This is a genomic window from Patescibacteria group bacterium (assembly GCA_018817715.1).
In the GTDB taxonomy this organism is placed as follows: Bacteria; Patescibacteriota; Patescibacteriia; order Veblenbacterales; family UBA10138; genus JAHITT01.
The window spans coordinates 57,518-79,753 of sequence record JAHITT010000004.1 but is presented as its reverse complement, the minus strand read 5'-3'; the positions used below and the strand labels follow the sequence as shown (position 1 = coordinate 79,753).

General features: G+C 38.3%; 27 protein-coding genes and 1 tRNA gene. 18 read left to right on the top strand and 10 right to left on the bottom strand.

All coding sequences use genetic code 11. The features are described 5' to 3' along the window. Nucleotides 1-32 precede the first annotated feature (32 nt). Together KKC17_01945 and KKC17_01940 are read right to left on the bottom strand one after the other, a co-directional pair. On the bottom strand, nucleotides 33-2,981 hold the full coding sequence (locus KKC17_01945; GenBank protein MBU1038975.1) for a DEAD/DEAH box helicase: 2,949 nt from the start codon (nucleotides 2,979-2,981) through the stop codon (nucleotides 33-35). Between the two features lie 31 nt (nucleotides 2,982-3,012). After that, nucleotides 3,013-3,609 carry a hypothetical protein gene (locus KKC17_01940; GenBank protein MBU1038974.1) on the bottom strand — a complete coding sequence of 199 codons (597 nt, stop codon included), beginning with the start codon at nucleotides 3,607-3,609 and terminating at the stop codon, nucleotides 3,013-3,015. Between the two features lie 192 nt (nucleotides 3,610-3,801). Here KKC17_01940 and KKC17_01935 point away from each other — a divergent pair, with 192 nt between their 5' ends. The 6 genes from KKC17_01935 to KKC17_01910 all read left to right on the top strand — a co-directional run bounded on the left by KKC17_01935 (nucleotide 3,802) and on the right by KKC17_01910 (nucleotide 8,157). Next, nucleotides 3,802-4,476 carry a hypothetical protein gene (locus KKC17_01935; protein ID MBU1038973.1) on the top strand — a complete coding sequence of 225 codons (675 nt, stop codon included), beginning with the start codon at nucleotides 3,802-3,804 and terminating at the stop codon, nucleotides 4,474-4,476. Nucleotides 4,477-4,639: 163 nt separating this feature from the next. Next, the gene (locus tag KKC17_01930) at nucleotides 4,640-4,882 is read left to right on the top strand and encodes a hypothetical protein (protein MBU1038972.1); all 243 of its coding nucleotides are present in this window, start codon (nucleotides 4,640-4,642) and stop codon (nucleotides 4,880-4,882) included. A gap of 183 nt (nucleotides 4,883-5,065) precedes the next feature. Beyond that, the gene (locus KKC17_01925; protein MBU1038971.1) at nucleotides 5,066-5,653 is read left to right on the top strand and encodes a hypothetical protein; all 588 of its coding nucleotides are present in this window, start codon (nucleotides 5,066-5,068) and stop codon (nucleotides 5,651-5,653) included. Nucleotides 5,654-5,664: 11 nt separating this feature from the next. Beyond that, nucleotides 5,665-5,856 carry a hypothetical protein gene (locus KKC17_01920; protein MBU1038970.1) on the top strand — a complete coding sequence of 64 codons (192 nt, stop codon included), beginning with the start codon at nucleotides 5,665-5,667 and terminating at the stop codon, nucleotides 5,854-5,856. Nucleotides 5,857-5,879: 23 nt separating this feature from the next. After that, the gene (locus KKC17_01915; GenBank protein ID MBU1038969.1) at nucleotides 5,880-6,416 is read left to right on the top strand and encodes a hypothetical protein; all 537 of its coding nucleotides are present in this window, start codon (nucleotides 5,880-5,882) and stop codon (nucleotides 6,414-6,416) included. 496 nt (nucleotides 6,417-6,912) lie between these two features. Then, on the top strand, nucleotides 6,913-8,157 hold the full coding sequence (locus KKC17_01910; GenBank protein ID MBU1038968.1) for a recombinase family protein: 1,245 nt from the start codon (nucleotides 6,913-6,915) through the stop codon (nucleotides 8,155-8,157). On the opposite strand, the gene KKC17_01905 is transcribed toward KKC17_01910, so the two are convergent. After that, nucleotides 8,116-8,190: transfer RNA gene (locus tag KKC17_01905), tRNA-Asn, on the bottom strand. The two genes, KKC17_01910 and KKC17_01905, sit on opposite strands and share 42 nt — an antisense overlap. 200 nt (nucleotides 8,191-8,390) lie before the next feature. Here KKC17_01905 and KKC17_01900 point away from each other — a divergent pair. The 4 genes from KKC17_01900 (at nucleotide 8,391) to KKC17_01885 (ending at nucleotide 10,334) form a co-directional block, all read left to right on the top strand. Then, entirely contained in the window at nucleotides 8,391-8,684 is a 294-nt protein-coding gene (locus KKC17_01900) for a DUF977 family protein (protein MBU1038967.1), read from the top strand. 110 nt (nucleotides 8,685-8,794) lie between these two features. Then, nucleotides 8,795-9,109: a metalloregulator ArsR/SmtB family transcription factor gene (locus KKC17_01895; protein MBU1038966.1), complete on the top strand. Its 315-nt coding sequence runs from the start codon at nucleotides 8,795-8,797 to the stop codon at nucleotides 9,107-9,109. Continuing rightward, entirely contained in the window at nucleotides 9,102-9,353 is a 252-nt protein-coding gene (locus tag KKC17_01890; GenBank protein MBU1038965.1) for a thioredoxin family protein, read from the top strand. Before KKC17_01895 ends, KKC17_01890 begins: the two co-directional genes overlap by 8 nt. A gap of 3 nt (nucleotides 9,354-9,356) precedes the next feature. Continuing rightward, entirely contained in the window at nucleotides 9,357-10,334 is a 978-nt protein-coding gene (locus KKC17_01885; GenBank protein MBU1038964.1) for a permease, read from the top strand. Nucleotides 10,335-10,451: 117 nt separating this feature from the next. On the opposite strand, the gene KKC17_01880 is transcribed toward KKC17_01885, so the two are convergent. Continuing rightward, a complete protein-coding gene (locus tag KKC17_01880) occupies nucleotides 10,452-10,805 on the bottom strand; it encodes a hypothetical protein (protein ID MBU1038963.1) in 354 nt (117 codons plus the stop codon). A gap of 161 nt (nucleotides 10,806-10,966) precedes the next feature. On the opposite strand from KKC17_01880, the gene KKC17_01875 reads away from it, so the two are divergent. Beyond that, entirely contained in the window at nucleotides 10,967-11,731 is a 765-nt protein-coding gene (locus KKC17_01875; protein ID MBU1038962.1) for an inositol monophosphatase family protein, read from the top strand. 2 nt (nucleotides 11,732-11,733) lie between these two features. Here KKC17_01875 and lexA read toward each other — a convergent pair whose 3' ends face one another. Further along, on the bottom strand, nucleotides 11,734-12,309 hold the full coding sequence (lexA, locus tag KKC17_01870) for a transcriptional repressor LexA (protein ID MBU1038961.1): 576 nt from the start codon (nucleotides 12,307-12,309) through the stop codon (nucleotides 11,734-11,736). A 364-nt stretch (nucleotides 12,310-12,673) separates the two neighbouring features. Between lexA and KKC17_01865 the strand changes: the two genes are divergently transcribed. The 4 genes from KKC17_01865 (at nucleotide 12,674) to KKC17_01850 (ending at nucleotide 15,030) form a co-directional block, all read left to right on the top strand. Beyond that, a complete protein-coding gene (locus KKC17_01865) occupies nucleotides 12,674-12,853 on the top strand; it encodes a hypothetical protein (protein ID MBU1038960.1) in 180 nt (59 codons plus the stop codon). A 68-nt stretch (nucleotides 12,854-12,921) separates the two neighbouring features. Further along, entirely contained in the window at nucleotides 12,922-13,392 is a 471-nt protein-coding gene (locus tag KKC17_01860; GenBank protein MBU1038959.1) for a tryptophan-rich sensory protein, read from the top strand. Between the two features lie 5 nt (nucleotides 13,393-13,397). Beyond that, complete coding sequence (locus KKC17_01855; protein ID MBU1038958.1) at nucleotides 13,398-14,510, top strand: metallophosphoesterase; 1,113 nt, start codon at nucleotides 13,398-13,400, stop codon at nucleotides 14,508-14,510. 1 nt (nucleotide 14,511) lies between these two features. Beyond that, on the top strand, nucleotides 14,512-15,030 hold the full coding sequence (locus KKC17_01850) for a hypothetical protein (protein MBU1038957.1): 519 nt from the start codon (nucleotides 14,512-14,514) through the stop codon (nucleotides 15,028-15,030). A gap of 10 nt (nucleotides 15,031-15,040) precedes the next feature. On the opposite strand, the gene KKC17_01845 is transcribed toward KKC17_01850, so the two are convergent. From KKC17_01845 to KKC17_01835, 3 genes are read right to left on the bottom strand one after another with little or no spacing between them, the layout of a single operon-like run. After that, on the bottom strand, nucleotides 15,041-15,586 hold the full coding sequence (locus KKC17_01845; protein ID MBU1038956.1) for an ATP-binding protein: 546 nt from the start codon (nucleotides 15,584-15,586) through the stop codon (nucleotides 15,041-15,043). Beyond that, the gene (locus tag KKC17_01840; GenBank protein MBU1038955.1) at nucleotides 15,579-16,262 is read right to left on the bottom strand and encodes an SdpI family protein; all 684 of its coding nucleotides are present in this window, start codon (nucleotides 16,260-16,262) and stop codon (nucleotides 15,579-15,581) included. Before KKC17_01840 ends, KKC17_01845 begins: the two co-directional genes overlap by 8 nt. Before the next feature lie 12 nt (nucleotides 16,263-16,274). Beyond that, nucleotides 16,275-16,547, bottom strand: coding sequence for a metalloregulator ArsR/SmtB family transcription factor (locus KKC17_01835; GenBank protein ID MBU1038954.1), 273 nt, complete (start codon nucleotides 16,545-16,547; stop codon nucleotides 16,275-16,277). A 114-nt stretch (nucleotides 16,548-16,661) separates the two neighbouring features. Here KKC17_01835 and KKC17_01830 point away from each other — a divergent pair, with 114 nt between their 5' ends. After that, nucleotides 16,662-17,126, top strand: coding sequence for an NUDIX domain-containing protein (locus KKC17_01830; protein MBU1038953.1), 465 nt, complete (start codon nucleotides 16,662-16,664; stop codon nucleotides 17,124-17,126). Next, entirely contained in the window at nucleotides 17,123-17,890 is a 768-nt protein-coding gene (locus tag KKC17_01825; protein ID MBU1038952.1) for a hypothetical protein, read from the top strand. Before KKC17_01830 ends, KKC17_01825 begins: the two co-directional genes overlap by 4 nt. A gap of 96 nt (nucleotides 17,891-17,986) precedes the next feature. Here KKC17_01825 and KKC17_01820 read toward each other — a convergent pair whose 3' ends face one another. Continuing rightward, nucleotides 17,987-18,907, bottom strand: coding sequence for a serine hydrolase (locus tag KKC17_01820; GenBank protein ID MBU1038951.1), 921 nt, complete (start codon nucleotides 18,905-18,907; stop codon nucleotides 17,987-17,989). Nucleotides 18,908-19,039: 132 nt separating this feature from the next. Between KKC17_01820 and KKC17_01815 the strand changes: the two genes are divergently transcribed. Then, nucleotides 19,040-20,944, top strand: a complete 1,905-nt coding sequence (locus KKC17_01815; protein ID MBU1038950.1) for a hypothetical protein — start codon at nucleotides 19,040-19,042, stop codon at nucleotides 20,942-20,944. Between the two features lie 394 nt (nucleotides 20,945-21,338). On the opposite strand, the gene KKC17_01810 is transcribed toward KKC17_01815, so the two are convergent. Further along, nucleotides 21,339-22,226 carry a hypothetical protein gene (locus KKC17_01810; protein MBU1038949.1) on the bottom strand — a complete coding sequence of 296 codons (888 nt, stop codon included), beginning with the start codon at nucleotides 22,224-22,226 and terminating at the stop codon, nucleotides 21,339-21,341. Nucleotides 22,227-22,236: the final 10 nt, after the last annotated feature.

The window sequence follows — 22,236 nt, the reverse complement described above, 5'->3', positions numbered from 1 at the left end:
TACCAGTTGTCCGGAAATTCCGGACAACTGAATTAAACGACTCTCCACCGGATGGTGAACAGCGACTCAAGTTTTGATTTTTGTTTCAATTGAGCCTCCACTTCTCCGATAAGTTTTTCTTTTCTGCCTTCCACATCGTCCTGAGCCTCATATAACTTTTTGCGCATCTCATTGCGCTTCTTCTCCATATCCTTAATACCTCGTTGGGCTTTCAATTTCTCATCGAGGTTTAAGATTTTCTTGGCGTTGGTCTTGGAAATTTTAATGTCAACATCCAGCTTCTTGAGATCAAGCTCAACAGCTTTTTTCATATCCTCCGCCCACTTATCGAGCTTGTCTACCTCATTGTCAAAAAACTCGCTGTTGCGCTCGGCAATTCGAGTAGAAACAATCCCAACAGTCTGGTCTTCGAGTTCGCCGAGCTTTGTTTTCTCTTCCGGAGAAAGTGTGGCGGTCTTCACAGTTTGAGCTGCGATAGAAAAAAGTTTCTTAGCTATTTCTCCATCTACCGGATTTCCTGATTCATCAATAGCCGATACAACCACCGCATCCTCGGCCTCAAAGGCCTCAACGGTATAATTGGACACTTTCAAAATACCACTCTTGCCGACAAGAGGTTCTAGAATAGAAATAATCGTGGAGTTGCTTGAGTAGTCAAAAGTGATTTCAGCATCGTCAAATACCTTGGCTTTAATCTCGCCAAGAATCTTTTGTGCTAGAGGATGTCCAGGACGATAAATATGTGCGTCGTCTATATTTTTACCAATCTTATAAGGTCCCGGGTCGATCTGCTCATTAGGGAAGGGATTATTTTTAAGCGTGAATGAATATTCGTGCTCCGCAAACTCCGCGTTATCGCCAAGATAATATTTTGTGGCGTCCCAAAGCCAGCTCGTATAAGTATCCAGATAAGCCTTGCTTTCTTTAAGGTTAACTTTGAGTTTTTCATGTACTTCCGCATCGAAGTTTTCCAGCAATTTCTGACGAGTATCACGGAGGTTATTTTGAATGCTCTCGTCCATCTGTTTTTGCAGGGTATCAAACGCACCAGTGATTTCTTCTTCGGTTCGGCACGACTGATAAATGGCCGCGATACGCTTCTCAAAATCAACTCCGGACTCGATGCCACCAAGCACTTCATCGCTTGCTCCGAATACGCCCTTGAACAGGCTGAACTTCTGATCGAGCAGGTCGTAGACACGCTGATCGGCCGCATTTTTACGGTTCACGAAGTTAATAACCACAACGTCATGCTTCTGGCCGTAACGGTGGCATCGGCCGATACGCTGTTCAATACGCTGAGGGTTCCAAGGGAGGTCGTAGTTGATCAGCAGTGAACAGAACTGGAGGTTCACGCCCTCGGCCGCCGCTTCGGTCGCAATCATTATTTCCGCCTCATCACGGAAGTAGTCAACGAGCGCGGCGCGCATGTCCGAGGTTTTTGAGCCGGTTATTTTATCCGTGTCTTTATTAACCCTGATCCAGTCGGCATAAATCTGCTTTGATTTATCGTCGTTGTTCGATCCGTTAAAGAGAACTATTTTGCCGTCATACCCACCCTTTGAAAGGAGATCGGAATACAAGTAATTCTGAGTAATGGTCGACTCGGTAAATATGATAGCTTTCTTTTTTGCTCCCAACTTATTTGTCATCTCAAAACCTTTTTCGAGGGCAATAAGTAAAGCCTCTCCTTTAGAGTTCTTGAGAATCTTCTTGGCCATATCTCGGAATTTTTCCAGATCAGCTTTTTCCGTCCTCATCAGCGCGATATCCTCGTCGGTGTATTTTATTTTCGGCGCATCTTTTTCGGACTCCTCATCACTCTCTTCATCGTCAACCCACTCGTCCGATATTTCCTCAAGGTTCTCAAAGTTGTCTTCGAGTCCGGCGATACCGGTTTCCTTAACTGTTTTTGCTTTCTCGGCCTCCTCAATCAGCGCAGAAAGTTTAAATACCAAACTGTTGAGAGTGCTGGCAATAGCAAAGGACGATGAGGCGAGAAGCTTACGTAGGATAAGCGTGATCAGCTGTCGTTGACTGGAAGGCAATGCGAAAAGCTTGGGTCTTTGCAGATATTCGGACATGCCATCATAAAGCCGGATCTCATCTTCGGTCGGAATATAGTCCTGAGTGAGTGGGATACGCTTGGTATATTTTATATACTCCAAAACCTGCCTACGAAGTGTTCGGGTACATACCTGCTTGAGCCGGTTGCGTAAATCCATGAACATCTCCTGTCGTGGTTCAACAAATCCAGCTTCGCCGTCATACACGTCCTGCTCACGTGAAAGACGGGCATAGTTCACTTTAAAACTCGTAAGGTCTCCGAACACATGATCATCAATGATGCTCACTAATCCGTAGAGCTCAAGCAGTGAATTTTGAAGTGGTGTTGCTGTAAGAAGAATTTTCGGAACTTCGGAGAGTGCATTCTTAATTTCCCGAGCGATTTTATTGTTGGTTTTATACACATTACGAAGTCGGTGTGCTTCATCAATAACTGCCAGGTCCCATTTAATTTTTTTAATATAGGCCGCCTTTGATCGAGCGAAGTGATACGAGCAAATAACGATCACATCTTCCTGCTCGAATGGATTGAGGTTACCGCCGTTAATATACTGATTAAATGATTTTGCTTCTAAAATAATCGATGGCAAAAAGAATTTCTCTTGCAATTCAGCGTTCCATTGCTTACGTAAACTCGAGGGCAAGATAAGCAGTATCTTTCGTTTTCTTTCAGCCCATTTTTGCGAGAGCACGAGTCCTGCCTCAATTGTTTTTCCAAGACCAACCTCATCAGCAAGGATAGCTCCTTTAGAGAGTGGCGATCGAAATGCAAACAGCGCCGCCTCTATCTGATGAGGATTAAGATCAACTTGTGCGTTGGAAAGCGTAGACGACAATTTCTCCAAGCTGTCCGATGGACATCGCTTGGTGAGTTCGTAGGCAAAGTATTTTGCGTGATGGTCAGTGATTTTCATACATTTTCATTTTCATACTCATGATTCAGGCTTAACTATGCTTGAACAGCTCGTAATATGCCTTGACCCGTTTTTCCATCTCGACATTTTCAAAAATTGGGAGAATCTCAAATACCTTCTCCCAGTTTAAAGCGGACAAATTGTCGAAGTGATAATCTTTGGAAAGATAAACCACGTCTAAAAATGCCCGTTCAGGAGTAGCAATGGAATAAGTGCCTTTATGTTCGATGCCTATAGGCAGTTGAGTTCTCATTAGGATGTCGTCCTTAATTTTTCTGTAAGAATATATCTGGTCATCAATTTTCAGTTCGCGTGTAAGATAAGATGCAATAAATATTTGCCCGTATGATTGAAAAATAACACCTGCTCGACTGAGAACAGTCTCAAAGCTTATATACGAGGGGGTATAAATTCGATTTGCCAATTCGAATTTGTCATATTTTTTATCTTTGGCATAAATGCCGCGTCGAAGCGGATGCAGTTGATCTTTTTGAATGTAATAGCTCACCCGGCGTCGCAATAGAGCTGGGCTGATTTCACCTCCAGCAAGCAAGTTTACTTCCTTGAACGTAAATACTGACTGCTTGGATCGGAGGAGTGTATTCATGATGTCTATTCGCTGGGTCATAGGTTATAATCTAAAAGGTTACGCAAAATGTTACTTATGGATTACATTATATGCTATACTTAGGATTAAAGCAATGGGTATGGGCAAATAAGCAAAATTGCTTAGTAGTGAATGAAGAGTAGAAAACGGGTTCTATTCACTAAACTTTAACTGGAAGTTACGCTAAAGCTACGTTCCAGTACAAAAATGAGTATGAAAATGAAAAAGGCCTCTTTGGCCACTAGGCACAAATTCAATATCAGAAAACCGGTGACGATGGCGCAAACCTATCGTCTCTCAATCGTTACCACCGAGAAAATACTCCGATCGTCGATGAAAACGGCTGGTATAGCCGATGGGGATAAGATCATCCAGAACAACAAATCAGCCGTCGGTGATCTAACCAGAGAAATAATCGAAACAAAGCTCGAGGTCAAAAGTATCCGGTCCCTCTTGGAACACCGGACGAGCAAGTTTGAGGGACTGACCGAGTATGATCAGCATTTTATAAAAACATTCGCACGTGAAGCGGCTATCTCTTTTGCCGAATACTTTGCGCAAGGAAAAGCAAAACCTGATCTTAAACAGACCATTCTCCACTTGTCGGCCGATGCCGACCTGTACCGTGATCCGAAAAGCAAATACTGCTACCACATGGGTAAAGAGTTGCTCCGGTATCGGATACTGAAATACCTGATCGGCAAAACCTACCAGACCACGCCAGATATCCGCATGGCTACTGAAGCCGGAAGCGATTATTCGGTACGCTCGGCAATTATGAAAATAAACGCCAAAGCTAAAAATGATTTGAAAATCGGCAAACTGATTGAGGGTCGTCGCACCGACGGCTACCGGATCAATCCGGAATATAGAATTTTCCTGCGGTGACACTCGTATTCCTCAAGTAGTGTTAATAACTTAAGCGGCACGCCCGAAAAATGGGCGTTTTTTGTTTGCGCAAATTTCTTTGCGGAGTATGTAAGGCATAGCGACTCGTTTGCCAAAATAAAAGCGTGTGAGAGGAAGTTAATGACGATGAAAATGCCAACATATGGAAAACAATTACTACAAAACCGCCGACCTGGCATTGGTCGCGGTGCTTTTATTATTTATTCCTGATTCTCTTGAGGTCGTGGATCGGGGAAATCCGCACAAGGTGCTCTTCTGCTTCGGCAAGAGCCCGGACTTGGATTCTCTGGTGAAGCGATATTGGAGCCGCGAGCTTCAAGTCGAGCCTCAAGCGTTCTTCAACGAGGTCAAACAGGTCAAGGTACGGATTTACGCCGAGAACTAAGACCTGTGAAAATAAAACCGGAAACGCTGGAGAAGCTCCGCGTGATTCTCAAAAGAGACTTCGGGCAGGAAGTGAATGACCAAGACCTGCACGACATCGCATTCAATCTCGTAAGTTATTACGATGCTTTGTCGCGATTCTACATCGAGGACATCACCAGTGGTCGAACGCTCATAGAGCCATATGACAATGTACCAAAGCGACAAGAAGTATAAGGTCCGAGATTACCGCGAAGCCCCGTTTGCCTATCAAGACAAACCGGCTTTGCGGTTTATGCGTCAGCAGTGGCTCGATAAGCATGTAAGCGACGATGCATATCGCAATCTGCGTAATGTCTACTGTGCTTTGACCGAGATCGCTTCAAACAAAGCGAGCCAGACCATAGAAGCATCCAACAAGACGCTTCGGCTTTACTCTGGCCTGAAAGATTGGCGAACGATTAAGAAGTGTTTGGACAAGCTCGAAGAGTGGGCTTTTGTCGCGATCACAAAAATCCGAGGCGATGATGCCAAATTCAAACCCCGAAGCATCACTTTGCTATCCATCCTACATCTGAAGCAGGACGGTGGCCGATCAGCACGAAATGCCGAACGGCATGACACGCACACTGCGTCCGACGGCGATGATATAGAAGCTAAGGGATTAAAAGAAATTAAAGAAAATTATAAAGAAGTTAACGGCCAAAACCAGATCAAGAAAATAAACCAGATGAAAGCCGACCTTGTCGCCAGGATGTCGTTCTCGTCGAACCGACATAAACGTAACTACTAACCAACACACCTATGAGCAAGCATAAAAAGAAAACGGAAGTCGAAATCTCAGACGAGATACTCAAAAAGAATCTGCCAAAAGCGGCGAAAGTTCTGATCTCGCTTCTGGAATCCAAAGATGTTGAGGTGCGAGCACATGCGGCCGCTTACATCATCGAACGGGTAACCGGCAGAGCACTCCTCATCATCACGATCAAGGAATAAGGACTCCACTAAACCCCACTTTTATGGCCAAGTTGAAAACCATAACAAAATATCACGAACGCGCGCTTGAGCTGAAATATAAAGGCTATTCCTACCAAAACATTGCCGAGGATATCAATCACCGGTTTGAAAAAAGTAGAAAAGCCAAATTCACTGAGCAAACGGTCAAAGACTGGTTCAGACAATCGGGAACACTACGAGAAACCTATGAGTTGTATGAACAGGAAATGGATGCGATCCATCAGGAAACTGTGGACATAGTCCGGAAAGCCGGTGTGCGTATTCGTGAGCAAAACTTTCGTCTGGCCAACGAGATGCTGGTTGCGCTTATGGGAAGCCAAAACGATAACGTAAAACTGGCGGCCATCAAAGAACTACTTGATCGTGTGGAGGGCCATCCAAAAGAAACTCTTCAACTAAACAAGATCAACTTCAGCGAGATGACTCCAAGTGATCGCTGGGAATTTATCCCTTATGAAATGCAACTAGCACTCGCACGCAATCAGTATCCCGATGCGAAAGCGGAAATAATAAAAAAGTGGGTCGACACCGGAGAATAACTGCTGTGGGCAACTCGAGCTTAGCTTGTCCAAAAAATTAGTATAGGGTGTGTCGTGGTACGAAAAGTCGCATTCGAACCAACAAATTATTAACTAAATGATTATGACAATGAATCAAGAAAATCAATCGATGCAAGCCGTAGGCTACGCCCGGGTGTCTTCCAAAGATCAGGAGGACACCGGCTATTCGCTTCCGGCTCAAGAGAAACTTTTGCGAGACTACGCCGACCGCAACGGCTACGAGCTCGTAAAGGTTTTTGCCATTCAGGAGTCGGCCGCTGGAAAAATCCAGCGCAAAATATTTCACGAAATGTTGGAATACGTGACCAAGTCCAAGATCAATACAGTCTTCGTGGAGACAACCGATCGCCTGACCCGTAATTTTGCCGATGTGCCGGTAATTGACGAATGGATACTAGCGGACGAAAAGCATACGATCCACTTGGTCAAAGAAGGATGTACGCTTCACAAAGACTCCAAGTCGCATGAATGGTTTATGTGGCGAGTGAAAGTGGCCACGGCCGAATATTACATCCGCCTTTTGTCCGAAAACGTAAAGAAAGGCCAGAAAGAAAAACTCGCTCAAGGATGGTTGCCGAGCAAACCACCACTCGGATATAAAACGATTGGTGAGAAAGGACATAAAATCCATGTGATAGATGAGGACAAAGCACCGATGGTTAAGAAAATGTTTGACCTCTATGCCACCAACGTAAGCTCGACCAAGAAACTTGCCGATGAAATGTACAGGCTCGGTATGCGATCTCGAGGAGGCAACAAAGTGAGTCACTCGCGAGTCCACCAGCTTCTCGGTGATCCATTCTATTACGGAATGAATCGTTGGAACGGCAAAGTTGGCAAAGGTGAACACGAGCCACTGATCACCAAAGAATTATTCATGCGGTGCCAAGATATCATGCATAGCAACGGGACGCCAAAATATAACAAGCACAACCCACTGTTCAAAAACATCTTCCACTGTGACGAATGCAAGGGTCGGATAACTTGGGAGATACAGAAAGGTCATTGGTACGGTCACTGCAACCATTACAAAAATTGCAAACAAAGAGAATGGGTGAAGCAAGAAAATATCGATATACAAGTAACGGAGAATATCGAGCTCTTGAGCTCTAATCACGATGAAGCCATAGAGAATATGCTCACTTGGGTCCAAGAGGCTCTCAAGGAAAGCCACGGTGAGGAGATAGAATTCAGGGAAAAGGCTACCGGCGAACTCGAGCGACGCTACCAGGTAGCCACGCAGAGACTAGATAAAATATATGACGACAAGATCGACGGCAAAATCAGCGAGGACTTCTATCAGAAAAAGTACCAGCAATACAAGATTGAGCAGGAGGAAGTGATGGACAGCCTCAACAAGCATAAAAATGCCAACCTTAAGTATTACGATATGGGATCGACATTTCTCCAAATGGCCAAGGATGCAAGAAAGATTTACATAAACCGAAGCACCTTCGACATGGTCGACGACAAAAAAGTATTATTGTCCCTTTTATTTTCGAACCCGACCATAAATGGCAAGAAAATCGAGATTTCATACCAGAAAGCCTTCAAAATCATCTCTAACCGAGTAATCGAGATGTTGGGAGAAAAAATAGACGAAAAAAAGACTTTCGAACCGCCAAAAGAGCCCGTCAATAAAGGAAAAACACCAGCTTTCGCTGATGTTAATCCTATCTGGCTCCGGGGGTGGGACTCGAACCCACGACCAATTGGTTAACAGCCAACTGCTCTACCACTGAGCTACCCCGGAATATAAGTTAACAATTTTTGTTTTTAAAATGCCCTATAGGGCACGACATATATCCTACCTAAAACACTATAGCTTGGCAAGGGTTTTAAGTAGACTGTTAATTTAGGTAAAATTTAGGTAAAATTAGCTTAGCTACTGAACGCCTCAATACCTTATTTTTTTGAGCCGTTCAGCTAAAATAGCTAATAAATTAAGCATTTATGACTTTAATTTTATCTTTAGCTCTTGGTGTGGTAGTGGGTTTGGTGTTGGCTTTGATTTTGGTAAAAGTAGAATCAAAAAAGTCGCCGGAGGCGATTAATCAAAAAGAGCAGAATTTGCAAAAAGTTTGGGCTATGTTTGCTGACCAGGAACAGGTAACTAATAATAACGTGGAGGAATTGCTGGGCGTTAGCGATGCCACGGCCGAGCGTTATTTAAACGAACTGGAACAGCAGGGCAAAATTAAACAAATCGGCCAAGCCGGTCAAGGTGTTTATTATAAGAAACTTTGAACTTAACATTTAGGCCTTCTTGTGGCGTTGGCATGGTTTTAAAGGTTTATGTTAAGGTTATTGACTGGGAATATTGAGTTTGTTACTATATCAATATAAATTGATATAGTATGAAGTCCAAGTGTTGTTTAAATAAAAAAATTCTTACCCAAATTAGCCAGACAGCTAATTTTTTAAAAATCATAGCCGAAAAAAATCGTCTTAAGATTTTATGTAGTCTACAAAAAGGGGAACGGTGTGTTTGTGATATTCGACAAGATTTGGCGATTCCTCAGAATTTGGTTTCCCACCATTTAAAGGTTCTTAAGCAAGCAGGCTTAATTAATTCCCAAAAAAAGGGTTTGAATATGATTTATTCAATAAACAAAAAGCAGCTAAGAGAATTTAATTTATTGTTAAAGCATTTTTTACAAAAGTATGAATAATTTAAAAAATATTCAGGTTTTAGGTTCTGGTTGCCCAGCTTGTCAAAAATTATATAAATTAACGCAGCAGGTTGTTAAGGACTTAGGTTTAAGTGTAACGGTTGAATATATTAAGGATCTTCAAAGAATATTGGATTTTGGGTTAATGCAAAGTCCGGTTTTAGTGGTGAACGGCCAAGCTGTTTTAGTTGGTTTTACTTCGGATATTAAAAAAATTAAAAAATTAATTCAAGACAATTTTTAGTTTATGGATATTTTTTATCCCATAAAATTATTGGCTGATTGGGTAACTTTTAAGGTATTAAATTTGGCTGGCGATATGGTGGTGGCCCAAGCAGTCAATTTTTTTATTTATGATTTTATTAAGATATTGGTATTGTTAGTTTTTATAATTTTTATAGTTTCTTTGGTTCGTTCTTTTTGGCCGCCAGCTAGAATACGTTTAATCTTGCTAAATAGAAACAAATTAATTGGCCATACTATGGCCGCTATTTTGGGAATTATTACCCCTTTTTGTTCTTGCAGTGCTGTACCGCTTTTTTTAGGTTTTGTAGAAGCTGGTGTGCCTTTAGGAGTTACTTTTTCTTTTTTAGTGGCTTCACCTATGATTAATGAAGTGGCTTTAATTTTACTGGTTGGTTTATTTGGTTGGAAAATAGCTTTATTTTATATTGTTAGTGGTTTAATTATCGCAATTTTAACTGGTTTGATAATAGGAAAATTAAATCCGGAAAGTTTAGTGGCTGATTTTATTTTTAAACCTCAAGCATCTTTGGTTTATGAAAATAGGTCCATAGGTTGGTCGGGTAGATTCCTTTATGCTAAAGAATATACTAAGGATATTGTAAAAAAGGTGTGGCCTTATGTGGCTGTTGGTATTGGTTTAGGTGCTTTGATTCATGGTTATGTGCCTATGGATTTTTTGGCCAGCTATGTCGGGGCCGATAAATGGTATGCTGTACCCTTGGCGGTTTTGATTGGTATTCCGCTTTATACTAATGCTGCCGGGGTTATTCCCTTGGTAGCTGTTTTAATGGAAAAAGGGGTAGCTTTGGGCACAGCCTTGGCTTTTATGATGGCTGTTACTGCCTTATCATTACCGGAATTTATGATTTTAAAAAAAGTAATGAAGGTTAAGTTGATTTTAATTTTTGCTGGGGTGATTGGCCTGGGAATTATCTTTACTGGTTATTTGTTTAATTTGACGGGTTTGGTTAATTTATAATATTTAGATATATTTTAAATTTATAGCTATTAGACTTTGGTTAAAAAATTTATTAAATAAAATAACGGCGGACTTTGTTAAGTCGCGCCGTAGTAATGAAAATATTTTTAATTTTAGTTAATTAAGGAGTTTGGCAAATTCTTTTACCAGCGTCTTTTTTAGACATATACCTACTTTATCGCCTGGTTTGCCTGCGTAGATTTCGTTTTTATTTTTTTCCAAGCGAACCATACTGTCAAAAATTTTTTTGCCATTAGCAAATATTTCTATTTCTTTGCTAGTTAAATTGACAGTTCCTTTGGTAATGTCAACCAATAGGATTGTCCCGTTAGTTCTACTTGTTGTTAATCTGTTGGCTTTGCTGGAATAAATAATTTTTTCTATTATTCCTTGCCAACTAGCTCCTTCAACTGTAAAGTTTTCAGGATTTAAAATTTGACATTTGGTCGGGTCGTAGGCTGCAACTTCCATAACTAACTCCTATGTTAAAGTTATTTGATTTTTTTTATTTTTACCATAACTAACAAAGTTAAGGTAAATGATAAATTATTATAAATTGGCTGAGTTGTCAAGTTTTTAACTAAGGTAAAATATTTTTGTTATTTAGTTAATTTGGGTTATGATTAGCTAGTATGGATTATTCTAAAAAAGTTCTGCCAATTTTGCGCCAGACTAAGGATTTATTACTACCTGGTTTTGGCCAGTCGGCTATTATAAAGCAAAAAGATGATTCAGCTGTTAATGTTGTAACAAAGCTGGATTTACAAGTAGAAGAATTTGTTTCGGCGGAACTTAAAAAAATATATCCAACTATAGATTTTGTGGGAGAGGAATTTGGTGGCAACCGAAAGGCAGATAGATTTTGGTTAATGGATCCAATAGATGCTACTGGTCATTTTGTCAGGGGGTTACCTTTTTGTACTTGTATGATTGCTTTAGTGGAGGAGGGGCAAGTAGTTTTTAGCGCAATTTATGATTTTGTAAATGATCTAATGTATTGGGCCAAAAAAAATGGTGGGGCTTATTGTGAGCAGACTAGGTTAAGTGTTAGCAGTCGTAATTTAAGCCAGGCTTATGTTTCTTACGAAAGCCGGTTGGACAATGAAACAGACAGACAAATTTTTGAACGTCTAAAAAAACAGACTGTTTTATTAAAAACTATCAGCGCCGGCTGGGAATTCGCCATGGTAGCAACTGGTAAATTAGATGCCCGATTATGCTTTAATCCTTATGGTAAAGATTATGATTTTGCTACCGGGTCATTGTTGGTTAGAGAAGCTGGTGGGGTAGTAAATAATTTAGGTAGCAAAAATTATGATTATCGCAATACCAACTTTATTGCCTCTAATCAGGAAATTTATAAGCAATTAACCCAAGGTCCCAATAAAATTTGGTAATTTTAATATTTTCTAACTACAGCCGTGACGATGCCGCCGATTTTTAATTCTTGGCGGGGTATGATAGGTTTATAGTTTTTATTGGCCGGTATTAGCCTGGTTTGATTATTTCGTTTTTCAAAATATTTAAGAGTCCATTCGTTATCTACCTCAGCTACGACGATGTCACCGTTTTTAGGAGCGCGTCCCCGCTCCACAATAACTTGATCGTCCGGCTGAATACCAGCCTCTATCATAGAATCGCCGGTAACTTTTAGCATAAAATTATCAGACTTTTTATTTATCAGCCAGTCGTCCAAAGAAATACTGTCCAAATCCTGTTCTTCGGCCGGAGTAGGCAAACCGGCCTGAATAGTACCCAGGAGTTTTAAAGGCATAAACAATTTACCCGGAGTTATTTTGCCTTTGTAATCGCGGTTAACAATGCCAACTTTAAGCCATTTTTTTACCAGATATTGAGCTGAATATTTGGATTTAAAATTTAAAATATCGGCTAATTCGCCGTAACTGGGCATACGGTGATTTTCCCAGTAAAATTGTTTAACTTTGAAAATCTGCTGTTGGTGTTCTGGAGGCATAAGTTTTTGTTTAAGATTTAGATTTTATTTTATATTATAAGTATATTGTACGAACGTACAATATGTCAATAGCCTACCCTTGTGGATAACATAGGCTTATTCGTACGAATAAGCCTAGGGAGGAAAAAATGGCTAAGTATAAAGATTTTTTTGACAAAGTTAAGTTAGTAATTTATACTTAATTTTACATTATGAATTTTTTAAACAGCCAATTTGTGTTAATAGTACCGCCGGCCCCTTAGGGACAAGCTTGGATTGTTTAGAATTTTTTAATTAAACCAAACTTAGCCCGTATCTTAAATAAAGATGCGGGTTTTTTGTTTTATAAAAATAAAAACAATTTTCTAAAAAACAGGAGGACAAAATGTCTAAAACAAAAATAATTTTTAAAATATTAAGTGGCTTATTATATTTAATAGCCTTAATAGTTTTATTCACGGTTTTTGGTGTGTATAGTTTAATACTTTATGGTCTTAAGTTTATAGTGCCACCACTTAAAAGAAAGTTGGCGCAAATCGAATTAGCTTCGGCGCCTAAATGGTAATTAAAAACCTCCTGTATAATTTAACAGGAGGTTTTGCTTTTAGTAGTAAAATAAGACATTATGTATATATGAAGTTAAAAATTAATTATTTTGTTATACCGATGTTGGTTTGGTTAGTAGCTTGGTGGGGCGGCCAGTTTACCAGTCCCGACACGGTTTGGTACCAAAATTTACTTAAGCCCGATTTTACTCCGCCGGGTTGGTTTATTGGCTTAGCCTGGACAGTTTTGTTTATTTTGATAGCCGGGGCTGTTTTAATTTTTTATAATCAATCGATTAGATATAAAAATTTTCGTTTGACTTTGGTTATGCTAGTACTTAACGGATTTTTAAACGTTGGTTGGAGTTGGTTATTTTTTGGGCAACAAATGATAGGGCTGGCGGCCATAGAAATTTGGTTGTTATTTTTTTCCATTATTTATTTGATAATTTTAATTGGTCGCACTTCTCGTTTGGCTGCTGTTTTATTGGCACCTTATGCTGTTTGGGTAATGTTTGCGGCTTATTTGAATTTTACTATTTGGCAACTTAATTTTTAGACATTATGAGGCTTTGGCAAGTTTTAATTTTTTTATCCGTTATTCAAGTGATTCTTTGGTTAGGCCATTTTTTAGTTTATAAAACCTTGGTTAATTTTTGGGGTAGTTTAAGTGATGGTGGAATTGTTCGTTTGAAAATTGTTTTTTTTATTTTATCAATAAGTTTTTTAGTAGCTTCACTTTTAGCTAATCGTTTTATAAACCCACTAATTGATTGGTTTTATACTGGAGCGGCTGTTTGGTTGGGCACTTTGCATTTTTTGGTGCTGGCCAGTTTGGCTTATGGGTTGGTAAAAATAATAAGTTTTTGGTGGCCGGTTAATTTTAACTGGGGCATAACTGGGGCGTCTTTTTTTATAGTGGCTGTTATATTAAGTGTTTATAGTGTTTATAATTCTCAGGCTATAAAAATAAAACAGTACGATATAGCGGGGATTAATTGGCCAGCCGCCTGGCAAGGACAAAAGGCTATATTATTGTCCGATAGTCATTTAGGTAATATTTATGGGGTTGGCAGGTCGGCTAAAATAGTTAAACTAGTAAACAACCTTAAACCAGCAGCGGTTTTTATACCAGGAGATTTTTATGATGGACCGCCAGCTGATTATATTAAATTGGCTGAACCTTGGAAAAATTTGCAAACGCCCTTAGGAATTTATTTTAGCAATGGTAACCATGAAGAATTCGGCGATAGTTCGCCTTATACCAAAGCTTTGGCCGGAGCTGGTATTACCATACTTAATAATAAATCAGTGGAAGTTAAGGGTTTACAAATAGCTGGCGTAACTTTTAAAGATTCTAATAGTTCAGACGGTCTAGCAGACTTAATGTCGAATTTAAATTTAGATAAAGCTAAGCCCACTGTTTTATTAAAGCACGTGCCTTTTGTGGTTGATACGGCAACTGAGGCTGGTGTTGATTTGGTTTTATCGGGCCATACCCATGTTGGCCAGATGTGGCCATTTAATTACCTAGCCCGAGCAGTATACAAAGGCCTGGATTACGGCTGGCATAAGGTAGGCGAGGGGCAGTTAATAACTACTAGTGGTGTAGGTACTTGGGGGCCACCACAACGTTTGGGTAGTAGTAGTGAAATAGTAGTGATTAATTTTAATTAATATGCCTCGGCGGGTAAAAAAATTAGTGGTTGTAAATGATAAAATGCAGCAAGGTTATCGCTATTATTTAATTGAACCGGCTGGTAAAAACTTTTTAACTGATTTCAAACCGCAACTAACACCTCGGCAGATGCTTAAACTGGGGGTGTTTGGTGGTAAGTATTTAACAGATTGCCGTAAAGAATTTCCTAAAAGTTGGTTTACTGGGGCTAGGTTATCGCCTGGCAGGAAAAATTATAAGTTAAATTATTTTGGTGTAGATGCCAGTTTGCCTTTGGAAAGTTGGCAACAAAAAGGTTGGATAAATCCAGTGGATCCCAGAGGTTGGTTTCAGTGGTATTGTCGTTATTATTTGGGGAGGCGTTTACCTAAAGAAGACATAAGGCAAATAAAACGTTGGCGAGCCATTAGCCGCCATGCCGGTGCTATAAAAAAATATTGCCATCCTAAAGATTTAAATTGTCGTCGCAAACAACGTCAAGCTTTATTACATTGGGCTTATGATAGCCGTAATATATAGTAATGGTTTGCTAGTCAGCCAAGAATTTAATAACTTTATTTAAAGAATCTTTAGTAGAATCAAAGAGCAAATGTTTAAAAGGTATGGGTATTAAATGCCCGGCGCCAACATATCTTTTGAATTGATCTTTTCTTTCCTGGTCGCGTTCATGGTTTCTTTTAAGAATTCTGTGTTGGCGTGTTTTATTATCAGCTGTACACCAGATTAATTTAATAGTGGCTTTATGTTTTTTGGCTATATTTTTGATTAATTTAAGCCAGGTTGGATTGTTTAAATATTTTTCGGCTTTAGTATAAGGCGCGTCGATAATCACTGAAGTATTATCGGACAAATTACTTTCGGCCAGATTGTACATTATTTTATGGATGTAGGGTCGGGCAGCTGATTGGTAAAGATTACTAAGCCGGCTGGTGGTAAAAGAATCATCTATAATATCTTTGTCGATCCTTAGGCAATTTATTTTTTTAGCTAGTTTTTTAGCTAAATGGGTTTTGCCACTACCTACATGACCGGCGATTAGTATTAAATGAAGTTTTTTTAAAGTAATTTTAGGCATGGTCGTTAGTGGGGTTATTCTTTTTTTCTTGCCGCCAGGCAAAGTAGGAATAGGCAAAAGTACCTAAAGTAGTTAGCAGGGCACCACTGATAAACACATACAAAGCCAAATTAGCTGGTAAATTGGGAGCGAGTATTATAACTAAACCGAAAATTATAAACATCCAGCCACCAACTCGATGGGTTTTATTCCAAACATTTTCATTGGATAAGGTCCAAGGTGTGCGAATACCGACAAACCAATTCTTTTTTATTTTGCCCATGTAGTTACCTATAATTATCATTAGCAAACCAATAGTTGAGGCTATTATTAAACCGATGTTTAGGTCATAGCCGACATTATATAAAGTAGTGGCTAAATAAACTATTAAAAAAGTTGTTATTATTAAGGATTTAAAAATATGATAAACCTTGGCAAATTCTTGGTAACGTTCTTTTTTAGGATCAAAGTACGGCAGGATTAAAAATAAAATATATATTCCGGCCATTATTCCTGGTAACAGCAAGCTATGGATTTGTTTACTAGTCCAGCCGTCCACTTGGCCGCGGAAATCCCAATGACTGGCCACAGTTTCAGGTAAACTGGGATAAAAATAATAACTTATACCTATAGTGATAGCAATCATTAAGAGTGGCCAAATTTCGCTTTTAACAGATAGTTTAAGAGGGGAATTCATAAAATAAACAGGTTATTTTTTAGAAGTATTTAAAAATTTAGAAAATTTTTCCACCAATTCTTCCAGTACGCTTAAGTTAAGAGAATAAAAAATTTGTTGACCTTGCCTACGAGCGCTTATTAAATCAGCCCGTTTTAAAATATCCAAATGATGCGATAGGGTTGGTGGGGTAATATTAAGGTAGTGGCCTAAATCGGCTACAGCTCGTTCACCTTTTTTTAGTAGGTCAATTATTTTTTGCCGATTAGGGTCGGCTAGAGCGGCTAGGGTTTGGCTTAAAGGCATGGAATATTTAGATAATTAGATATATATCTAATTATAGAGCAATTAATTATTTTTGTCAATAGTTTTTCTTTGGTATTTATTTTTCTTTGATTATCTGCTAGTATTTTTACTATTATGGCAGCAACTTTAATACGTACTAAGGCTTATTGTTTTATAGTTAAAGGTGAGGCGGTTTTACTAACCGAAGATGAGCGTTCCCCAGGTTGGAAACTGCCAGGCGGCGGTTTAAAAAAAGGTGAAACAATTTGCCAAGGTTTATTAAGAGAAGTAGTCGAAGAGGTGAATTTTGTTGTTCAGCCGACTGGTTTGGTACAAATTCAAGAATATAAGAATAAAAAAGATAAACCTACCTTGCGTTTTTATTTTGTGGGCCAGTGGCAAAGTGGTGATTTAAAATTAGCTATTGGTGAGGTTAAAAAAGCCAAATGGTTTAGCCGTTTAGAGTTAGCTTCTTTAAAACAAGAGGATTTTTGGTATGAGCCTTATTACCAAGCAGTTCAAGCTTATTTGCAAGGCGTTTATTATCCTTTAGATTTATTAAAAGAATTAAATATTAACAAAGAAGAGGACGAAATATGAAAATTGGTATAGTTGGTTATGGTTTTGTAGGTAAAGCGATTAAAAAGTTATTTAGCGAGGCTTTAATATACGATCCGGCTTTGCCCGAAGAATCATCTAGTCAGGCGGAAATAAATTCTTGTCAGGTGGTTTTTGTTTGTGTGCCAACCAATTCTTTGGCCGACGGTGGTTGTGATACTTCCATAGTGGAAGAAACAATCGCTTGGCTAGAGAGCGATTTAATAATAATTCGCTCCACAGTTAAACCAGGAACCACTCAAAAATTGATTGATAAATATCCTAATAAAAAAATTATTTTCCAACCAGAATATATTGGTGAAACCGTGGCGCATCCTTTAGCCGATGAAAGTAAAAAAACTTTTTTAATATTAGGCGGGGCCAAGGATAATTGTGCTAAAGCAGTGGAACTTTACCAATCGGTTTATAACTCTGGTGTAAAAATAATGTTTTTAAGCGCGACCGAAGCGGAAATTGCCAAATATATGACTAACACAGCAGTAGCTAATATGGTTACTTTGGTTAATGAATATTATAATATTTGTCAGGTTTTTGGCGCGGATTGGCATATGGTTAGGGAAGCTTGGTTAATGGATCCTAGGATGAGCCGTTACCATACTTTTGTTTATCCAGATAAGCCCGGTTTTAGTGGTAAATGTCTGCCTAAAGATTTAGAAGCTATAGCTAAAGCGGCTAAGGATTTAGGCTATCAAGCTGGGTTTGTGGAAGATATTTTAAAAAATAATGACAGATTAAAAAAGGGTTAGTAGAATGTAAAGATTAGAAAATTCATTTAAAAAAATCCACCGGATAGGTGGATTTTTTGATTAGTATATTGTAAATTGTTTTTTAATTTTGAGTTTTTACCATTGATACATTTTATCCGCCCATTGTCGTAAAGCTTCGCCGGTTTGTTCGGACAGGGCGCGACTGGGCGAGGTTAAAACAGTTAAGCACAGTTTACGACCCTGAGGCGTTATAACACCGGCGGCTAAATGATATTGTGTTTCTCTTAAGTAACCGGTTTTAGCTCCCCAGTATTTTTGAGAATAATTTCTAACATCATGCACCGTGTGACTAATGATTTTGTGGGTTTTAATATCGGTATCGTAAGTTAGGTAAGGTTGGCTACCATAATAGCTGGTCATAAAATTACCAAAAGCCTGGCAGGTGCCTAGGGCTAAATCTTTGGCTGAAGAAACATTGTTTAAAGATAAACCACTGGGTTCATCCACAATTGTTTGGTTCATACCCCAATTTAGGGCAGTTTGTTGCATGCGGTTGATAAAATCAGTCCGGCTGATACCCAAATAACGAGGCAAAGCTACAGCAATGTTGTTGGCTGAACCCATGAGCATAGTGGCAAAAGCTTGTTCTAAGCTTATTTTTTCTCCAGCTTTTAATCGTAGCAAGGCAAAATTATCTTTAGGTTCCACATAAGGCCGTAAAAGAGTTTCGTTTTCTTGTTCAGTTAAATCCACCAATTTAAACCAATCTGGTGAGCCATAGCTTAAAAAGGCGCCCGCCGCCAGCATTTTCATTAAGCTGGCTGTGGGCATGGTCGTGCTTTCTTGGTAATAGTATAGTGGTTGCAAGGTTTGGGCATCTATTAGAGCTACGGCCCGAAAAGGCAAGGCTTTAAGCTTATAATTTTTTTGATACCAAGCGCCAAAATCTTGATAAGAAGAATTTTTATTAATAGTGGATTGAGCCACTACGTGAATAGGCGCTAAGTTAAGACCAATTAGCAATAAAACAAGAAAAAATTTATTTTTTAATAGCATAGTTTGGCTATTATAGCACATTTATTTTTTTAGTTTAAAAATTTGACATTTAAGAATATTTGTGATACATTATTACAACATTATTAGTTAAAAATAATAAAATTTATGTTTAATTTTAAAAAGTCGGTTTCGGTGTTATTTATAATTTTTGGGGTTTGCGGTTTCTTTTTTGCTACAAAAACTCAAGCCGAAACAGGCAACCCGGATTTAACGGTTACTGGTATTACTTTTTCTGGCTCCCAACAGGGAGAAACCGGAAAATTAGCAGTTACTATAAAAAATTTAGGTGGTGATTTAAACAACACTGCAGGCCTACTTAACACTTACAATAATTTTAGTTTTCAAAATTTTGTCTTTGATAGCTCAACTCCTTCAGCTACTCAATTTAAAACTGATAGAGCTCTGCCGGATCTTTCAACCAATAATCCATTAAAAACTAATGAGTCAATCACTTTTTCTTGGGTAGGAAAATTTAATACTTCTGGTAATTTATATTTACAATATACAGTCGATAATGCTAATGAGTTGGTGGAGACCAACGAGAATAACAATAGTTTAAGCGTCAGTATTTCGATCGGTGCGATTATTTCTAAACCAGATTTAACTGTAACAAATATAAACTTCAGTTCATCTGTAAAAAATGAAAACGGAACACTATCCGTAACGGTTAAAAATTTAGGCGGGGATCTAACTAGCGGCCAAGGATTATTTAATTGGTATAATAATCTATCGGCACAAAACTTTATTTTTAGTAGTGAAACACCCTCGATTCTTGCTTACCGTGCTAATCGTCCAGATCCAACCATTTCGAACCCTTTAAAAAAGGAGGAGTCAATCACTTTTTCTTGGGTAGGAAAATTTAATACTTCTGGTAATTTATATCTTCAGTTTACAATTGATAACGCTAACGAATTAGATGAATCAAATGAAAATAACAACACTCTTTCAAAATCAATTGTTATTAATGATTCGATTAATAATGTTGATAAAAAACCAGATTTAACAGTTACTGGTATTACTTTTTCTACAAATTATGCTAACCAAGTTGGAACAATCTCAGTTACTATTAAAAATAATGGCACGGCACTACTAACTAGTTCTAAGGGTCTATTAAATACATACTTCAATTTATCTAATCAAAACTTTTTATTTAACTCTGAAACCCCAATAGTTAGTTTGAAGACTAATAGACCATTGCCGACAACGGACTATCCTTTAATGCCCGGCGAGTCAATTTCTCGCCTTTGGTTGGGTAAATTTACTAAAATTAATAATTATTATCTCGAATATACTGTAGATAATGGAAATGAGTTAGATGAATTAAATGAATCCAATAATAATTATTCAGGTATAATAACAATTGATAAAAACTATCCTGGGACAGATAGTCCGGTTTTAGCCCCTGATACTGCTAACGAAATAATAAAACCGACTATTAAAATAACCGAAGCGGCTGTTAGTGCTAATAGACTGTATGATGATAAATTAAGCGAGGTATTAGCGGAACTTAAACAGTTAAGAGATATTGTTAAAGAGCAGGCAACTAAAATTAAGTATTTTGAAAACTTAACTAATAATGTTGAAAAGTTATCAGCTAAAATGGAAACGGCCATAAATAGTTTTATTACTTATGGGGCAGATACAAACACTCAAAAATTAGGAGCCGGCGAAAGAGCAGCAGTTATGTATTCTTATAAGAACGCTTTTAATAAATTGCCAGAGACAGAAGAGGAATTAACTGACGCCATTAAAATCGCTAACGGTCGTTGGCCAAGTATTACTAATCAAGGGGCTGAGAACAAAGCTAAAGAACAATTTCAAAAGATCTACAAAAGAGTAGCTGATATGAGCAATGCCAATGATAACGCAGCTGTGACTGTTATGGCTTATGGTCTTAGACAAAAAGCTGAGAATAGGAATTTGAATAGTGAAACTAACGGCATCAAGATCTTTAAAGCTATTTACGGGCATACACCAAGTTCTACTGAAGATTGGAATATAATGCAAGCGATTACTTATTCGGGAGCGAGTAGATAAATATAAAATTTAAACTAAATTATAAAAACAACTCAATGATTGAGTTGTTTTTATAAAGTAGTCTTAAAGTCTGATGTTTCCGAAAATTTGAAGGATATTATTGGAGAGATTAAGAAGTGGTCGGAAATTTTAAAATAACATTTTAAGCGCCAACCTGCCAATCCAAATAATTATTAACATTAGTAAGTTAAGAACGGCAAAGGCTATATAAAACCTAAAAAACTAATGAGGGAATCACTTTTTATTAGTATGACAGTTTTAATACTTCTGGTAATTTATATTTGCAATATCAAAATCTTTTTTAATAACATAGTTTGGCTATTATAGCACATTTATTTTTTTAATTTAAAAACTCCGCCCTGGTAACAGGACGGAGTTGGTAAGGAGTAAGAAATTATTTAATAATTTGTTCTAAATTAACTGAAGTGGTTGTTTCGTTAATTTGGCCGCCTAATGGTAGAGCTTTAAGTTCTTGGGCCGTTACTTCGGTAATATTTTTAAAATTAAGTTTAAATTTCTGAGCGGCTTTTTCATTGGTTACTAAATGTTTATTGCCTTGGCCGTCCATTACATAGACTTTGTTATCACCGATAGCTTTTATTAAACGGGTTTTTACTTGAGTCTTGCCTTTTAGTTCCAGTCTTTTTTGTAAGGTTTCTTTTTCTAAACGTTGGTTGGTGGAACTAACAATTATTTCTTCGTCAAATAAAGTATTGTCGGTAATGGTGGTGCCGGTCGGCAGGGCAGCCACAGCTTCTTTGGTTAATTCTTCTACGTCTCTGAATTCCCAACCGAAACGGTGGAAAACTCCTTCAGCTAAGATTGGTTTTTTAGTTCCGTCGGGGGCTAACAAATAAACAGCCGGGTCGCCCTGGGCCTTAATTAAGCGCCAGTGCCAGCCAGCTTTAATAAAATCTTCGGGATTTAAAATTGTTTCCGAGTTAATTGGTTCGGCTGTGGCGTAAGCAGTTAGGCGATCTTTAGCTACTACTTTTAGATGATAATTAGCATTATAGGCGGTAAAAAAATCTAAAGTTTTAATAGCTCGTTTAGTTTTATTTTTGGTTAAGGCATAAATATCCTGACTGCCTACTTCACGATAAATAACCCAGGCTTGCTTTAATTTAGCTTGCCTAACTAAGGGGGCATCTTGTTCGGAAATAATAACATTTTCCGCTTCGGTGGTTACAGCTTCTTCACTGGCTTGGCTGAAAAAAGGTACTAGAAAACCAGTTGTTAATAAAACCAAGGCTGCCAGCCAGAGATTTTTTTTACTTAACATATTTTTTAAC

Bases quoted from the DNA above. Each gene is read 5' to 3' on its own strand.
- KKC17_01830 (MBU1038953.1), top strand. From the start codon at position 16,662: ATGGCAGCAACTTTAATACGTACTAAGGCTTATTGTTTTATAGTTAAA.
- KKC17_01885 (MBU1038964.1), top strand. From the start codon at position 9,357: ATGGATATTTTTTATCCCATAAAATTATTGGCTGATTGGGTAACTTTT.
- KKC17_01835 (MBU1038954.1), bottom strand. From the start codon at position 16,547: ATGCCTTTAAGCCAAACCCTAGCCGCTCTAGCCGACCCTAATCGGCAA.
- KKC17_01890 (MBU1038965.1), top strand. From the start codon at position 9,102: ATGAATAATTTAAAAAATATTCAGGTTTTAGGTTCTGGTTGCCCAGCT.
- KKC17_01920 (MBU1038970.1), top strand. From the start codon at position 5,665: ATGAGCAAGCATAAAAAGAAAACGGAAGTCGAAATCTCAGACGAGATA.
- KKC17_01825 (MBU1038952.1), top strand. From the start codon at position 17,123: ATGAAAATTGGTATAGTTGGTTATGGTTTTGTAGGTAAAGCGATTAAA.
- KKC17_01850 (MBU1038957.1), top strand. From the start codon at position 14,512: ATGCCTCGGCGGGTAAAAAAATTAGTGGTTGTAAATGATAAAATGCAG.
- KKC17_01875 (MBU1038962.1), top strand. From the start codon at position 10,967: ATGGATTATTCTAAAAAAGTTCTGCCAATTTTGCGCCAGACTAAGGAT.
- KKC17_01880 (MBU1038963.1), bottom strand. From the start codon at position 10,805: ATGGAAGTTGCAGCCTACGACCCGACCAAATGTCAAATTTTAAATCCT.
- KKC17_01865 (MBU1038960.1), top strand. From the start codon at position 12,674: ATGTCTAAAACAAAAATAATTTTTAAAATATTAAGTGGCTTATTATAT.
- KKC17_01820 (MBU1038951.1), bottom strand. From the start codon at position 18,907: ATGCTATTAAAAAATAAATTTTTTCTTGTTTTATTGCTAATTGGTCTT.
- lexA (MBU1038961.1), bottom strand. From the start codon at position 12,309: ATGCCTCCAGAACACCAACAGCAGATTTTCAAAGTTAAACAATTTTAC.
- KKC17_01900 (MBU1038967.1), top strand. From the start codon at position 8,391: ATGACTTTAATTTTATCTTTAGCTCTTGGTGTGGTAGTGGGTTTGGTG.
- KKC17_01910 (MBU1038968.1), top strand. From the start codon at position 6,913: ATGTGGCGAGTGAAAGTGGCCACGGCCGAATATTACATCCGCCTTTTG.
- KKC17_01925 (MBU1038971.1), top strand. From the start codon at position 5,066: ATGACAATGTACCAAAGCGACAAGAAGTATAAGGTCCGAGATTACCGC.
- KKC17_01915 (MBU1038969.1), top strand. From the start codon at position 5,880: ATGGCCAAGTTGAAAACCATAACAAAATATCACGAACGCGCGCTTGAG.
- KKC17_01840 (MBU1038955.1), bottom strand. From the start codon at position 16,262: ATGAATTCCCCTCTTAAACTATCTGTTAAAAGCGAAATTTGGCCACTC.
- KKC17_01895 (MBU1038966.1), top strand. From the start codon at position 8,795: ATGAAGTCCAAGTGTTGTTTAAATAAAAAAATTCTTACCCAAATTAGC.
- KKC17_01845 (MBU1038956.1), bottom strand. From the start codon at position 15,586: ATGCCTAAAATTACTTTAAAAAAACTTCATTTAATACTAATCGCCGGT.
- KKC17_01855 (MBU1038958.1), top strand. From the start codon at position 13,398: ATGAGGCTTTGGCAAGTTTTAATTTTTTTATCCGTTATTCAAGTGATT.
- KKC17_01860 (MBU1038959.1), top strand. From the start codon at position 12,922: ATGAAGTTAAAAATTAATTATTTTGTTATACCGATGTTGGTTTGGTTA.
- KKC17_01940 (MBU1038974.1), bottom strand. From the start codon at position 3,609: ATGACCCAGCGAATAGACATCATGAATACACTCCTCCGATCCAAGCAG.
- KKC17_01945 (MBU1038975.1), bottom strand. From the start codon at position 2,981: ATGAAAATCACTGACCATCACGCAAAATACTTTGCCTACGAACTCACC.
- KKC17_01935 (MBU1038973.1), top strand. From the start codon at position 3,802: ATGAAAATGAAAAAGGCCTCTTTGGCCACTAGGCACAAATTCAATATC.
- KKC17_01930 (MBU1038972.1), top strand. From the start codon at position 4,640: ATGGAAAACAATTACTACAAAACCGCCGACCTGGCATTGGTCGCGGTG.
- KKC17_01810 (MBU1038949.1), bottom strand. From the start codon at position 22,226: ATGTTAAGTAAAAAAAATCTCTGGCTGGCAGCCTTGGTTTTATTAACA.